The organism is Pseudomonas sp. NPDC098740 (assembly GCF_044760065.1).
Classification (GTDB): Bacteria; Pseudomonadota; Gammaproteobacteria; order Pseudomonadales; family Pseudomonadaceae; genus Aquipseudomonas; species Aquipseudomonas rossensis.
In genome coordinates this window covers 280,959-294,600 of sequence record NZ_JBIWAM010000005.1, presented here as the reverse complement: position 1 = coordinate 294,600, position 13,642 = coordinate 280,959, and the positions used below count along the sequence as shown (strand labels likewise).

The window sequence follows — 13,642 nt, the reverse complement described above, 5'->3', positions numbered from 1 at the left end:
TGTCATGTCGCACGCATCTGATTTGATCAGCGAGGACATCCTCGCCTATCTGGGCCAGCACGAACGCAAGGAAATGCTGCGCTTTCTTACCTGTGGCAACGTCGACGACGGCAAGAGCACCCTGATCGGGCGCCTGCTGCACGACTCCAAAATGATCTACGAAGATCACCTGGAAGCCATTACCCGCGACTCGAAAAAAGTCGGCACCACCGGTGATGACATCGACCTGGCATTGCTGGTCGACGGCCTGCAGGCCGAGCGTGAGCAGGGCATCACCATCGATGTCGCTTACCGCTACTTCTCCACCGCCAAGCGCAAATTCATCATCGCCGACACCCCGGGCCATGAGCAGTACACCCGCAACATGGCCACTGGTGCGTCCACCTGCGACCTGGCGATCATCCTGGTCGACGCCCGTTACGGCGTGCAGACCCAGACCCGTCGCCACAGCTTCATTGCCTCGTTGCTCGGCATCAAACACATCGTTGTTGCCATCAACAAGATGGACCTCAACGGCTTCGACGAAACAGTCTTCGAGTCGATCAAGGCCGATTACCTGAAGTTCGCCGAAGGCATCGCGTTCAAGCCGAGCACCATGGCCTTCGTGCCGATGTCGGCGCTGAAAGGCGACAACGTGGTGAACAAGTCCGAGCGTTCGCCGTGGTACACCGGCCAGTCGCTGATGGAAATTCTCGAGACCGTCGAGATCGCCAACGACCGCAACTACACCGACCTGCGTTTCCCGGTGCAGTACGTCAACCGTCCGAACCTGAACTTCCGTGGTTTCGCCGGCACCCTGGCCAGCGGCGTCGTACACAAGGGCGACGAAGTCGTTGTGCTGCCGTCGGGCAAGAGCAGCCGTGTGAAATCCATCGTCACCTTCGAAGGTGAGTTGGAGCACGCCGGTCCTGGGCAAGCGGTGACGCTGACCATGGAAGACGAAATCGACATCTCCCGCGGCGACTTGCTGGTGCATGCCGACAATTTGCCGCAAGTGACTGACGCCTTCGACGCCATGCTGGTGTGGATGGCCGAAGAGCCGATGCTGCCGGGCAAGAAGTACGACATCAAGCGCGCGACTACCTACGTGCCGGGTTCGATCACGAGCATCGTCAACCGTGTTGACGTGAACACCCTGGAAGAAGGTCCGGCCAGTTCGTTGCACTTGAACGAGATCGGTCGGGTCAAGATCAGTCTTGACGCGGCCATCGCGCTGGACGGTTACGCGAGTAACCGCACCACCGGTTCGTTCATCGTCATCGATCGTTTAACCAATGGCACCGTCGCGGCCGGCATGATCATCGCCCAGCCGTTGAGCCATGGCACCAGCACGCATCACGGCAAACTGGCGCACGTCGCCACCGAAGAACGCGCCCAGCGCTTCGGCCAGCAACCGGCCACCGTGTTGTTCAGCGGCTTGTCGGGCGCCGGCAAAAGCACCCTGGCTTACGCGGTTGAACGCAAGCTGTTCGACATGGGCCGTGCGGTGTTTGTACTCGATGGTCAGAACTTGCGTCACGACCTGAACAAAGGTCTGCCACAGGACCGCGCCGGGCGTACCGAGAACTGGCGTCGCGCGGCGCACGTTGCGCGTCAGTTCAACGAAGCCGGTCTGCTGACCTTGGCAGCCTTCGTTGCGCCGAGTGCCGAAGGTCGTGAGCAGGCCAGGGAGCTGATCGGCAAGGAGCGTCTGCTGACGGTCTACGTCCAGGCCTCTCCGACGGTCTGTGCCGAGCGTGACCCACAAGGCCTGTACGCAGCGGCCGGGGATAACATCCCGGGCGATTCCTTCCCGTACGACGTGCCGCTGGACGCCGACCTTGTGGTCGACACTCAGTCGCTGTCGCTGGAAGAAAGCGTCAAGCAAGTGCTGGATCTGCTGCGTAAACGTGGCGCGATCTAAGCGTTAGCCGCCAATAAAAAAAACCGCCGATGAGTGATCATCGGCGGGTTTTTTTGTGTCCTCAAGATCGCTATCGCGGGCAAGCCCGCTCCCACAGGGTTTTGTGGTGTACACGTCTACTGCGTGCGACTCGATTCCTGTGGGAGCGGGCTTGCCCGCGATAGGGCCGGTACAGTCACCTGATTACTTGGCGGGATACTCCCGATGCATCTGCGCAAGCAACGCATCCTTGTCTTCCCACAGCTGATTAATCCAGCCCTGAAACTGCAGTCGATACTCGCCATCCTGGTCGTAGTTCTTGCCAATGAACTGCGGCGGAATCTTCAGCTCCTGAAAGTGCACCACCACATCCTTCACATTTCCACAGAGCAAATCCCAGTAACCGGGACGGCCGGCCGGATAGTGAATGGTCACGTTGACGATGGCTTCGAGTTGCTCACCCATGGCATCCAGCACAAATGCAATACCGCCAGCCTTTGGCTTGAGCAGATGCTTGAACGGCGATTTCTGCTGGGCATGCTTGCCTTCGGTGAAACGCGTGCCTTCGACGAAGTTGAAAATCCCCACCGGGTTATGGCGGAACTTGTCGCAGGTCTTGCGGGTGGTTTCCAGGTCTTTGCCTTTCTTCTCCGGGTGCTTCTCCAGGTAGGTCTTGGAGTAACGCTTCATGAACGGAAAGCCGAGCGCCCACCAAGCCAGACCAATCACCGGCACCCAGATCAGTTCCTGTTTGAGGAAGAACTTCAGCGGGCGAATCTTCCGGTTCAGCACGTATTGCAACACCATGATGTCGACCCAGCTCTGGTGGTTGCTGGTGATCAAATACGAGTGCTGATAGTCCAGACCTTCTAGGCCGCTGAGTGTCCAGCGCGTGTGTCCGAGCAAGTCCATCCAGGCCTTGTTGTTGCTGATCCAGGCTTCGTGGATATGGCTCATCAGCCAATCGGTAAAACGCTGGGCGGCGGGGAAGGGCAATAGCAGTTTGAAAATCGCGACGATGAACAGCGGTGTGCAGCAGGCAATCGTGTTCAGCGCCAACAGCAGCGAGGCAATCACGCCTCGCAGCGGTGCAGGTAGGGAATCCAGCATTTAAAGATCCAAAGGTCGGTTGGCAGCTTGAATCGCGGTCAACGCGATGGTGTAGACGATGTCGTCGACTTGCGCGCCGCGCGGCAGGTCGTTCACCGGTTTGCGCAGGCCTTGCAGCATCGGCCCGAGGCTGACGCAGTCGGCGCTGCGCTGCACGGCTTTGTGGGTGGTGTTGCCGGTGTTCAGGTCGGGGAACACGAACACTGTGGCGCGACCGGCGACCTGGCTGTTCGGCGCCAGTTGCCGGGCAACGGTTTCGTTGGCGGCGGCGTCGTATTGCAACGGGCCGTCGATCAGCAGCGAGTTTTGTTGCTCGTGGGCGAGCAATGTCGCTTCGCGAACCTTCTCGACTTCTTCGCCGCTGGCCGATTCACCGCTGGAGTAGCTGATCATCGCCACGCGCGGGGTGATGCCGAAGGCGGCTGCCGAGTCGGCGCTTTGCAGCGCGATCTCTGCCAGTTCGCTGGCGCTCGGGTGCGGGTTCATCACGCAGTCGCCGTAGACCAGCACTTCCTCGGGGAAGAGCATGAAAAACACTGACGACACCAGCGTGCAGCCCGGCGCGGTCTTGATCAGCTGCAGGGCCGGGCGGATGGTGTTGGCGGTGGAGTGAATGACGCCGGACACGAGGCCGTCGACCTCATCCAGCGCCAGCATCATGGTGCCGATCACCACGGTGTCTTCCAGTTGTTGCTCGGCCATCGGCGCGTTGAGGCTTTTGGTTTTGCGCAGGGCAACCATCGGCTCGACGTAGCGTTCGCGAATCAGGTCCGGGTCGAGGATTTCCAGCCCCGGCGGCAGCTCGATGCCTTGGGCGCGAGCCACGGCTTCGACGTCTGCCGGCTTCGCCAGCAAGACACAACGGGCAATGCCGCGCGCCTGACAGATCGCTGCGGCTTGCACGGTCAGCGGCTCGCTGCCTTCAGGCAGGACGATGCGCTTGTTTGCGGCTTGGGCGCGCTGGATCAATTGATAACGGAACACGGCGGGCGACAGGCGCATTTCCCGTGGCGTGCCGCAGCGCTGGTGCAGCCACTTGGCGTCGAGGTGGCTGGCGACGAAGTCGGTGATGATCTCCGCGCGCTCGCGGTCGTCGATCGGGATTTCCTTGTTCAAACCGTTCAACTGGTTAGCGGTGTCGTAGGAGCCGGTGCTCACCGACAACACCGGCAGGCCAGCCTGCAACGCGCCACGGCACAGGTCCATGATGCGCGGGTCGGGCAGGGTGTCGCTGGTCAGCAACAGGCCGGCCAGCGGTACGCCGTTCATGGCCGCGAGACTGACGGCGAGGATGATGTCATCGCGATCACCGGGCGTCACCACCAACACGCCGGGCTTGAGCAGCTCTACAGTGTTGCGCATGGTACGGGCGCAAATGATGATTTTGGTCATGCGCCGGGTTTCGTAATCACCGGCATTGAGGATCTGCGCGCCCATCAGATCGGCGACGTCGCGGGTGCGTGGGGCGTTCAATTCCGGCTGGAACGGGATGCAACCCAGCAGACGGAAATCGCCACTGCGCAGCAATGGCGAGTGTTCCTTCAGGCGTGAGGCGAAGGCCTCCATGCTCTCCTCGGTTTTGACCTTGTTGAGGATCACGCCGAGGACTTTCGGGTCTTTCGGACCGCCGAACAATTGCGCCTGCAATTCCACTCGGCCGGACAGTTCGGTCAGCACTTCGTTTTCCGGTGCCGAGACCAGGATCACTTCGGCGTCGAGGCTTTTCGCCAAGTGCAGATTGACCCGCGCGGCATAACTGGCGCTCCGGGTCGGGACCATGCCTTCTACGATCAGCACATCCTTGCCGACTGCCGCCTGCTGATAGAGGGTGATGATTTCTTCGAGCAACTCGTCCAGCTGACCGTCGCCGAGCATGCGCTCGACGTGCGCCAGACCGAGCGGCTGAGGCGGTTTCAAACCGTGAGTGCGCGCCACCAGTTCAGTGGACCGTTCAGGCCCGGTGTCGCCCGGATGCGGCTGGGCAATCGGTTTGAAAAAGCCGACCTTGAGGCCGGCCCGCTCAAGGGTACGTACCAGCCCGAGGCTGATGGAGGTCAGACCCACACCAAAATCGGTGGGTGCGATAAAAAAAGTTTGCATGCGGATTCTCTAAAGGTGCATGGCAATGGTGAACGCCTATGACTGGCCTTCTACCGAAATTCAGTCGCCAAGGTTAGCGCTAACCGAGCCTTGTGCGCACCAACCGCAATCAAAGGGCTGGCCTATTTTTTTAATACGTTGCGTGGAGTCCAGGACCCAGGCGCGCGATTGCCACGGTGGCTGGTGGCGCAGGTGCTGGGTGTGACCGCAGGAAAGCTCGGCCACCCAGTGCCCGTCCTCATCTTGATGGAAGCCTGTGACCGTCGAGCCTTTCGCCGTCACCCGTCTGTCCGGGTTGTGTTCGCTTTCGGGCGATTGCTTCGCTAAACTTGGCCATTCTTCATTCTTATGCAAAAGGTCTCGCCCCATGCTGATCGCCGCCAATAAGGCTGTCTCCATCGACTATACCCTGACCAACGACGCTGGTGAGGTCATCGACAGCTCCGCCGGCGGCGCGCCGCTGGTCTACCTGCAAGGCGCAGGTAACATCATTCCGGGCCTGGAAAAGGCGCTGGAAGGCAAAGCAGTCGGTGACGAACTGACGGTTGCCGTAGAACCTGAAGATGCCTACGGCGAATACGCTGCCGAACTGGTCAGCACGTTGAGCCGCAGCATGTTCGAAGGCGTCGACGAGCTGGAAGTGGGTATGCAGTTCCACGCATCCGCTCCGGACGGCCAGATGCAGATCGTCACCATTCGCGATCTGGACGGCGACGATGTCACCGTCGATGGCAACCACCCGTTGGCCGGTCAGCGCCTGAATTTCCAGGTCAAGATCATCGACATTCGTGACGCCAGCCAGGAAGAAATCGCTCATGGTCACGTCCATGGCGAAGGTGGTCATCACCACTGATTTTCTGCGCTAAGCTTTCGAGAACTGGAGAGGCGCCCGAGGGGCGCCTTTTTAGTCCGCGGCTGTCCCTGGTGACACCGCCAAGTGGCTGTTTCGAGAAGAACACGGGAATCTGGAGTTCGTCATGAGTGCTTTTCACGACCTTAAATTGACAGGCCTGGATGGTCAGGAGCTACCTCTGGCGCCCTTCAAAGGGCACGTCGTGCTGGTGGTCAACGTCGCCTCCAAATGTGGCTTGACCCCTCAGTACGCGGCGCTGGAAAACCTCTACCAGCAATACAAGGACAAAGGCTTCAGCGTGCTGGGCCTGCCGTGCAACCAGTTTGCCGGGCAGGAACCGGGTACCGAGCAAGAGATCCAGGAGTTTTGCAGCCTCAACTACGGCGTGAGCTTTCCGTTGTCCAGCAAGCTGGAAGTCAACGGTCATGATCGTCATCAGCTGTACCGTCTGCTGGCGGGCGAGGGTGCTGAATTTCCCGGTGACATTACCTGGAACTTCGAAAAATTCCTGCTGGGCAAGGATGGTCGCGTGCTGGCGCGGTTCTCGCCGCGCACGGCGCCGGATGATCCGTCTGTCGTTCATGCGATTGAAAAAGCCCTGAGCTGAAGAGAAAGATCAAAAGATCGCAGCCTTCGGCAGCTCCTACGTGGGAATGTGAACACCCGTAGGAGCTGCCGAAGGCTGCGATCTTTTTTCGTTTCTAATCCTTAATCACTTAAATCAATAGTGCTGTTCAAGGCTTGCGACTCTCCATATTATCGCCGTCATAAAGTCATTTCCCGTGGAGCGTCCCATGCCCGTCAAAGCCCTGTTCAAACCGTTCCACCTCGGCACCCTCGAACTGCCGACCCGCGTCGTCATGGCGCCGATGACCCGTTCGTTTTCGCCGGGTGGCGTTCCCAATTCCAAAGTGATCGAGTACTACCGTCGTCGCGCTGCTGCGGGTGTGGGTCTGATCATCACCGAAGGCACCACCGTCGGCCACAAGGCTTCCAACGGTTACCCGAACGTGCCGCATTTCTACGGCGAAGCGCCGCTGGCTGGATGGAAAAAAGTAGTCGAGGCTGTTCATGCTGAAGGCGGCAAGATCGTTCCTCAGCTGTGGCATGTCGGCAGCGTGCGCCGCATCGGCACCGAGCCGGACGCCAGCGTGCCGGGTTACGGTCCGTCGGAGAAATTGAAGGACGGTCAGGTCGTGGTTCACGGCATGACCAAGCAAGATATCCAGGACGTGATCGCCGCATTTGCCCAGGCCGCCAAAGATGCCCAGAGCATCGGCATGGACGGCGTGGAAATTCACGGTGCCCACGGCTACCTCGTGGACCAGTTCTTCTGGGAAGGCAGTAACCAGCGCACCGACGAATACGGCGGCAGCCTGGCCAACCGTTCGCGTTTCGCCATTGAACTGATCCAGGCGGTGCGTGCAGCGGTCGGCGAAGGCTTCCCGATTATTTTCCGTTTCTCTCAGTGGAAGCAGCAGGATTACACCGCGCGTCTGGTGCAAACCCCGGAGGCACTGGGTGAATTCCTCAAGCCATTGTCCGACGCCGGCGTGGATATTTTCCACTGCTCGACGCGTCGTTTCTGGGAGCCGGAGTTCGACGGTTCCGAGCTGAACCTGGCCGGCTGGACCCGCAAACTCACCGGTAAACCGACCATCACCGTGGGCAGTGTCGGCCTGGATGGCGAGTTCCTGCAGTTCATGGTCAACACCGACAAGATCGCGCAGCCGGCCAGCCTGGAAAAACTGCTGGAGCGTTTGAACAATGATGAGTTCGATCTGGTGGCGGTAGGTCGTGCGCTGCTGGTGGACCCGGACTGGGCGCAGAAAGTGCGTGACGGCCGTGAAGAAGACATCCTGCCGTTCAGCCGTGAGGCGTTGATGACTCTGGTTTAAGCGGCGCTTTCACTGACGCCATCGTCGGAACGCCGCCCGGAGCAAGCTCGCTCCCACAGGTGACCGCGTTCTTCCAGAGACATGCGGTCGAATGTGGGAGCGAGCTTGCTCCGGGCGGCGTTCCGACGATGGCTGACTCAATGTCACCAAAAATTCAGGGCGCGATCGGTGCATTCGGCACCACTTGCTCCCCAACACAAGCCCCGCGCAACTGCCCTTCAAACTGCTCGATAATCGCTGCCCACCCTTGGCGACTCGCATGCTGACGCGCGTTAAGCCGCACGCAGCGCAAGGTTTCGCGCTCCTCCAACAGCCAACACGCCGCATCGCAAAACGCCTCTTCGTCCCCCGGCATCGCCAGTACACCGTTGTAGCCATGGCGAATGTGCTGAGCCGCCGCCGCTTGATCGTAAGCCACCACACCCAAACCCGAAGCCAGTGCCTCAAGCACCACGTTGCCGAACGTCTCGGTCAGGCTCGGAAACAGAAACACATCTCCCGACGCATAGTGACTGGCCAAGGCTTCGCCGCGTTGAGAGCCACAGAAAATCGCCTCGGGCAGTTCTTTCTCCAGGACCACTCGTTGCGGGCCGTCGCCGATCACGATCAACTTCAGGTTTTTCTGTGGATAAGTCGTACGCAGCCTTTCGAAACTGCGCTTAAGCAAGCCGAGATTTTTCTCCGGTGCCAGGCGTCCTACATGGATGACGGCAATGTCACTGTCGGCCAAATCCCACTGTTCGCGTAGCGACGTCAGCCGCTTGGTCGGGTGAAACAACTGGCTGTCGACCCCACGCGACAGCAACGCCAGGCGCTCGAAATGCCGGCGCTCCAGTTCCATTCTTTGGCTCACGCTCGGCACCAGGGTCAGCGTCGAACGATTATGAAACCAGCGCAAGTAGTGGGTCAGCAATCGCGTCAGCAGTCCAAGCCCATACTGACTGGAGTACTGCTGGAAATTGGTGTGAAAACCGCTGACCACCGAAATCCCCAAGCGCCGCGCCGCGCGCAACGCGGACAATCCCAGCGGTCCTTCCGTGGCGATGTACAGCACGTCCGGCCGATGACGCTTCCAGCGCCGCAACAGCTTGTGCATCGACGACTGACCCCATTGCAGACCCGGATAGCCCGGCAGCGGCCAGCCTCGGCACAGCAACAACGCATCGTCGCTGACCCGCTGCTGATCGCAACCCTGACGCGGTCGCACCAATTCCACCTGATGCCCGCGCGCGCGCAAACCGTCGCACAAGCGGCCGAGGGTATTGGCCACTCCGTTGATTTCGGGAGGGAAGGTTTCGGTGATCAGAGTGATATGCAGAGCTGTCGTCATGACCTCAGTGTCGGCTGAGGCCATGTCGTCAGTGTGACGGTGGGATGATGAATTTGTGACCGAATCAGCGCTGGACTACCAGGTTTTCCGCGCCACGTTCACGCACCCAGAACAACGTTGCACCCGCCACGGCGGCCGGCATCATCAGGATGTTGACCACCGGAATCAGCAGCACCAGATAAACACTGCCGCCGAAACTCATGCTCTGCCAGCGCTTCTCGCGCAGCCAGGCGAGCATCTCGTTCCAGCCGAGTTTGTGGTTGTCCGCCGGGTAGTCGATGTACTGGATCGCCATCATCCACACCCCGAACAGCAACCACAGTGGTGCAGCGATGATGTTCACCACAGGAATGAACGAGAGGATGAACAACCCGATGGCGCGCGGCAGGAAGTAGCCGAGCTTGCGCATCTCCCGGGCCAGGGTGCGGGGGATCATTTCGATCAGCTCGCCCCAGCTGAAGGACGGGAAGTCGTCGGTGCCACGCACCACGACTTCGACTTTTTCCGCGAGGAAGCCGTTGAATGGCGCGGCGATGATGTTGGCCAACATGGTGAAGGTGAAGAACACCATCAACACCACCAGCACCACGAACAACGGCCAGAGCACATAACCGAGAAAACTCAGCCAGTCGGGCAGGGACGGCATCAACGTATCGACCCATAGGCTGAATTGATGGCTGGCCAGGTAGATCAATCCGACGAACAGCACCAGGTTGATCATCAGCGGCAACAGCACAAACAAACGCAGGCTTGGGCTCAGGACCAGCTTGAGGCCTTCGCGCAGGTATTGCGGGCCGGACAGAACGGGGGCGGGCATAACGTGCTCCGAGCAAAGGGGAAACGCGCCGACCTTACCGGCTTTGCCTGACAGGCGAAAGCGCGGTAGCAGCATCGACATTAACTGTAACAAAGGCGCCTATGTATCCATCGTGATGGGATAGAGACCGCCTATGAGCTGGATTGTTAAACCGTATTTCCTTAATCTTCGCCCCCTCGATACGCTGCACCCCATACTTTTCACAGGACTGTCGAGCTCAAGCCTTCCCCAAGTGCTTTCAACGGTCCTTTTTTATTCCCGCCGGCAACCCGGCGTTCCGCGCCAGATGTTTAGGGCCGGTCAACAGGAGCAGGTCATGTCTGAAGTCCGTCATTCGCGAGTGATTATTCTCGGTTCCGGCCCTGCCGGTTACAGCGCCGCGGTTTATGCCGCCCGTGCCAACCTCAAGCCACTGCTGATCACCGGCATGCAAGCCGGCGGTCAACTGACCACCACCACCGAAGTCGATAACTGGCCGGGCGACGTCCACGGCCTGACCGGCCCGGCGCTGATGGACCGCATGAAAGAGCACGCCGAGCGCTTTGAAACCGAAATCGTCTTCGATCACATCAATGCCGTGGACTTCGCTGCCAAGCCGTACACCCTGACCGGCGACAGCGCGACCTACACCTGCGACGCCTTGATCATCGCCACCGGCGCCAGCGCTCGTTACCTGGGCCTGCCGTCGGAAGAAGCGTTCATGGGCAAAGGTGTTTCGGCCTGCGCAACCTGCGATGGGTTCTTCTACCGCAACAAGCCAGTGGCCGTGGTCGGTGGCGGCAACACCGCTGTTGAAGAGGCGCTGTACCTGGCCAACATCGCCAGCAAAGTGACCTTGATCCACCGTCGCGAAACCTTCCGCGCCGAGAAGATCCTGATCGACAAGCTGAATGCCCGTGTTGCCGAAGGCAAGATCGTCTTGAAGCTGAACTCGACTCTGGACGAAGTTCTGGGCGACAACATGGGCGTGACCGGTGCCCGCCTGAAGAACAACGACGGCAGCTTCGACGAGCTGACAGTCGACGGCGTGTTCATCGCCATCGGCCACACCCCGAACACGTCGTTGTTCGAAGGTCAGCTGACCTTGAAAGACGGCTACCTGGTCGTGCAGGGCGGCCGTGACGGCAACGCTACTGCCACCAGCCTCGAAGGCATCTTTGCTGCCGGTGACGTGGCTGACCACGTTTACCGTCAGGCCATCACCTCGGCCGGCGCTGGCTGCATGGCGGCACTGGACGCCGAGCGTTACCTCGACGATCTGCAGAACGCTTCGTTCTGATTGCGTTGCAATGAAAAAACAGGCCTCGGTTATTCCCCCACCTAGGAATACATAGTTAGGGTCTTTCTAGATTGTAACTACACAAATACCCCTCGATGAGGGGTATTTTTTTGACATCGCTAATCTGAAAGCCTTTTGTGGCATAGAACTGGATTCGAACAACAGTGTTGTGGTGGTTGCCGACCGGCTCCATCATCCGCCACAGGAATGACCGCCTCCATGTGTGATGACAGTTGTATCGCGGTCGGTGCCAGCACCTACAAACGAATGCTCATCTTGAAAATGCAATTGCAAATTTGTATCATTCGTTTTCAATTCAGCGAAGCAGGGAACGCAGCGCCAAAACAATAATAAGGTCAAGGCAATGCTCAAAATGCTTCTCGTATACGGTCATCTGCTCGCTACATGTATTGCCCTGGGGAGGGTGTTGCAGGCGGATCACAAGCTTTGGAGTTGGCGCAAGGAAATACTGGACCAGGCGAGGCTTGAGTACCTTGATGAAACTCAGAAGATCGTCAGCCTCGCACTGCTGGCCCTTTGGGCAAGCGGACTGTTGCTGGTGCTTCAGGGTTATCTCAATGAAGGCGACGCGTATCTGCTCAATCAGAAACTCTGGGCCAAGGTAACTGTCGTCGCGCTGCTGAGTCTCAACGGTGCATTATTGCATCGAGTCGGCTTCCCGTTGCTGCAAAAGGCTCCATTCGTCGCACTGCGCAGTGCAGGCCGCACGCGGCTCGCCTTGTTGGGTGCGTTTTCCATGAGCGGTTGGCTATTCGCCGCTTTCCTGGGGGTGGCTCGAGCCTGGAATCACGTGTTGCCTTATCTACATGTGATGGGCGCATTCGCCGCATTCTCGTTACTGGCTTGTTGCGTGGCGCTTGCAGTCGCCGGTAGGGCGGGCAGTGTCTGTGCGCAAAAATCCTCGGTACCGGGGTAGCTATCAATACGTGCAGCGGTCAGGCTGTCCGCCGGATCGCAGTTTGCTTTTCAGGAAAGGTTCGCCAGGCAGGCCTCGAGAATATCCAGCCCTTCTTCCAGCACCGCCGCCTCAGTGGTCAACGGCGCCAGAAGCCGGATGATGTGCCGTGATTTGCCGCTGGGCATCAGCAGCAAACCGGCGTCTCGTGCCAACGCCAGCAGCTGCGTCAACTGCGCCGATGCCGGTGTGCCGTCGGTATTGACCAGCTCGATGCCGCGCATCGCGCCAACGCCGGTCAAGCGGCCCAGATACGGCGACAGCTTGCTGGCGCGCCAGGATTGGTAGCGGCTGACAATCGCTTCTTCCTGTTGCGTGCCCCAGGCTTGTAGGTGCGCGTCAGTCATTTCATCCAGGGTCGCCAACGCCGCGGCGCAGGCAATCGGGTTGCCCGAATAGGTGCCGCCCAGTCCGCCCTTGGGCAAGGTGTCGAGCAGCGACTTGCGCCCGACCACCGCACCCAGCGGCACACCGCCGGCGATGCTTTTGCCCAGCAGGATCAAGTCCGGCTCAATGCCCAGTCGCGAAAATGCAAAGCGCTGGCCGGTGCGACCGAAGCCGGACTGGATTTCATCAGCGATCAGCAGGATGTTTTTTTCATCACAGAAGCGACGTAGCGCCTGGGCGAACTCCACGTCCAGCGTCAGGAAGCCCGATTCGCCCTGCACCGGTTCGACAATAAAACAGGCGACGTCATCAACGTCGATCTCGACGCTGAACAGCCGGTCCATGGCTTTCAGTGCCTCCGCGCAGGTCACGCCGTTGTCCTTGCTCGGGAAGGGCAGGTGAAAAACCGGACCCGGCAGCACGCCGACTTTCTGTTTGTAGGGCGCGACTTTGCCGTTGAGGTTGAGCGTGGCGAGGGTGCGGCCATGGAAGGCGCCGTCGAAGGCGATGACGGCCGTGCGACCGGTGGCGCCACGGACGATCTTCAGGGCGTTTTCCGCCGCTTCAGCGCCGCTGTTGGTGAGCATGCCGCTGACCGGGTAGTTCACCGGAATAAACGCGGCGAGACGATCCATCAGTTCGATGTAGGGCGCATGCGGAGCGGCGTTGAACGCGTAGTGGGTCAGCCGGGTGGCTTGTTCGCGAATGGCCTCGACGATGCGCGGATGGCAATGGCCGAGGTTCAATACACCGATGCCGCCGACGAAGTCGATGTAGCGTTTGCCATCGGTGTCCCAGACCTCGGCATTTTTGCCGTGGCTGAGCGTGACGGGATGAACGATGTTGATCGACTGGCTGATGGTTTCGCTGCTCATGGATGACCGACTCTGAAGAAGGGATGCTTCTTTTTATCTAAGCCGTGAGCAGCGGTGCCCGGCAAACGAAATAAAGTCGCCGGGTCAATCTTAAAAGTCGGGATGTGCGGTGAAGGTCAAAAGATCGCAGCCTCG

General features: G+C 59.6%; 12 protein-coding genes. 6 read left to right on the top strand and 6 right to left on the bottom strand.

All coding sequences use genetic code 11. The features are described 5' to 3' along the window. The first annotated feature begins 4 nt into the window (after window positions 1-4). A complete protein-coding gene (gene cysN / locus ACIQU2_RS08910) occupies window positions 5-1,903 on the top strand; it encodes a sulfate adenylyltransferase subunit CysN (RefSeq protein ID WP_403140040.1) in 1,899 nt (632 codons plus the stop codon). Window positions 1,904-2,086: 183 nt separating this feature from the next. Here cysN and ACIQU2_RS08905 read toward each other — a convergent pair whose 3' ends face one another. The 3 genes from ACIQU2_RS08905 to ACIQU2_RS08895 are packed head-to-tail and all read right to left on the bottom strand — an operon-like array spanning window position 2,087 to window position 5,491. Next, window positions 2,087-2,992: an acyltransferase gene (locus ACIQU2_RS08905; RefSeq protein ID WP_403140038.1), complete on the bottom strand. Its 906-nt coding sequence runs from the start codon at window positions 2,990-2,992 to the stop codon at window positions 2,087-2,089. Next, the gene (gene pta / locus ACIQU2_RS08900) at window positions 2,993-5,092 is read right to left on the bottom strand and encodes a phosphate acetyltransferase (protein ID WP_095129433.1); all 2,100 of its coding nucleotides are present in this window, start codon (window positions 5,090-5,092) and stop codon (window positions 2,993-2,995) included. Between the two features lie 60 nt (window positions 5,093-5,152). Then, a complete protein-coding gene (locus tag ACIQU2_RS08895; RefSeq protein ID WP_347803018.1) occupies window positions 5,153-5,491 on the bottom strand; it encodes a DUF3565 domain-containing protein in 339 nt (112 codons plus the stop codon). On the opposite strand from ACIQU2_RS08895, the gene ACIQU2_RS08890 reads away from it, so the two are divergent. From ACIQU2_RS08890 to ACIQU2_RS08880, 3 genes are all read left to right on the top strand, one after another. Further along, the gene (locus tag ACIQU2_RS08890; RefSeq protein ID WP_007901600.1) at window positions 5,460-5,945 is read left to right on the top strand and encodes a peptidylprolyl isomerase; all 486 of its coding nucleotides are present in this window, start codon (window positions 5,460-5,462) and stop codon (window positions 5,943-5,945) included. The two genes, ACIQU2_RS08895 and ACIQU2_RS08890, sit on opposite strands and share 32 nt — an antisense overlap. A gap of 124 nt (window positions 5,946-6,069) precedes the next feature. Continuing rightward, on the top strand, window positions 6,070-6,552 hold the full coding sequence (locus ACIQU2_RS08885) for a glutathione peroxidase (protein ID WP_140681524.1): 483 nt from the start codon (window positions 6,070-6,072) through the stop codon (window positions 6,550-6,552). Between the two features lie 187 nt (window positions 6,553-6,739). Next, window positions 6,740-7,843: an NADH:flavin oxidoreductase gene (locus ACIQU2_RS08880; protein ID WP_403140036.1), complete on the top strand. Its 1,104-nt coding sequence runs from the start codon at window positions 6,740-6,742 to the stop codon at window positions 7,841-7,843. 154 nt (window positions 7,844-7,997) lie between these two features. Here the strand turns inward: ACIQU2_RS08880 and ACIQU2_RS08875 are convergent, their stop codons facing one another. Further along, window positions 7,998-9,197 (bottom strand): glycosyltransferase family 4 protein, encoded by a 1,200-nt coding sequence (locus ACIQU2_RS08875; RefSeq protein ID WP_403140035.1) that lies wholly within the window; start codon window positions 9,195-9,197, stop codon window positions 7,998-8,000. Window positions 9,198-9,237: 40 nt separating this feature from the next. Continuing rightward, window positions 9,238-9,990, bottom strand: a complete 753-nt coding sequence (cysZ, locus tag ACIQU2_RS08870; protein WP_403140034.1) for a sulfate transporter CysZ — start codon at window positions 9,988-9,990, stop codon at window positions 9,238-9,240. Window positions 9,991-10,306: 316 nt separating this feature from the next. Between cysZ and trxB the strand changes: the two genes are divergently transcribed. Further along, the gene (trxB, locus tag ACIQU2_RS08865; RefSeq protein WP_123365291.1) at window positions 10,307-11,269 is read left to right on the top strand and encodes a thioredoxin-disulfide reductase; all 963 of its coding nucleotides are present in this window, start codon (window positions 10,307-10,309) and stop codon (window positions 11,267-11,269) included. Between the two features lie 364 nt (window positions 11,270-11,633). Next, window positions 11,634-12,206 carry a hypothetical protein gene (locus ACIQU2_RS08860; protein WP_347803023.1) on the top strand — a complete coding sequence of 191 codons (573 nt, stop codon included), beginning with the start codon at window positions 11,634-11,636 and terminating at the stop codon, window positions 12,204-12,206. A 50-nt stretch (window positions 12,207-12,256) separates the two neighbouring features. Here the strand turns inward: ACIQU2_RS08860 and ACIQU2_RS08855 are convergent, their stop codons facing one another. After that, complete coding sequence (locus ACIQU2_RS08855; protein ID WP_347803024.1) at window positions 12,257-13,507, bottom strand: aspartate aminotransferase family protein; 1,251 nt, start codon at window positions 13,505-13,507, stop codon at window positions 12,257-12,259. Window positions 13,508-13,642: the final 135 nt, after the last annotated feature.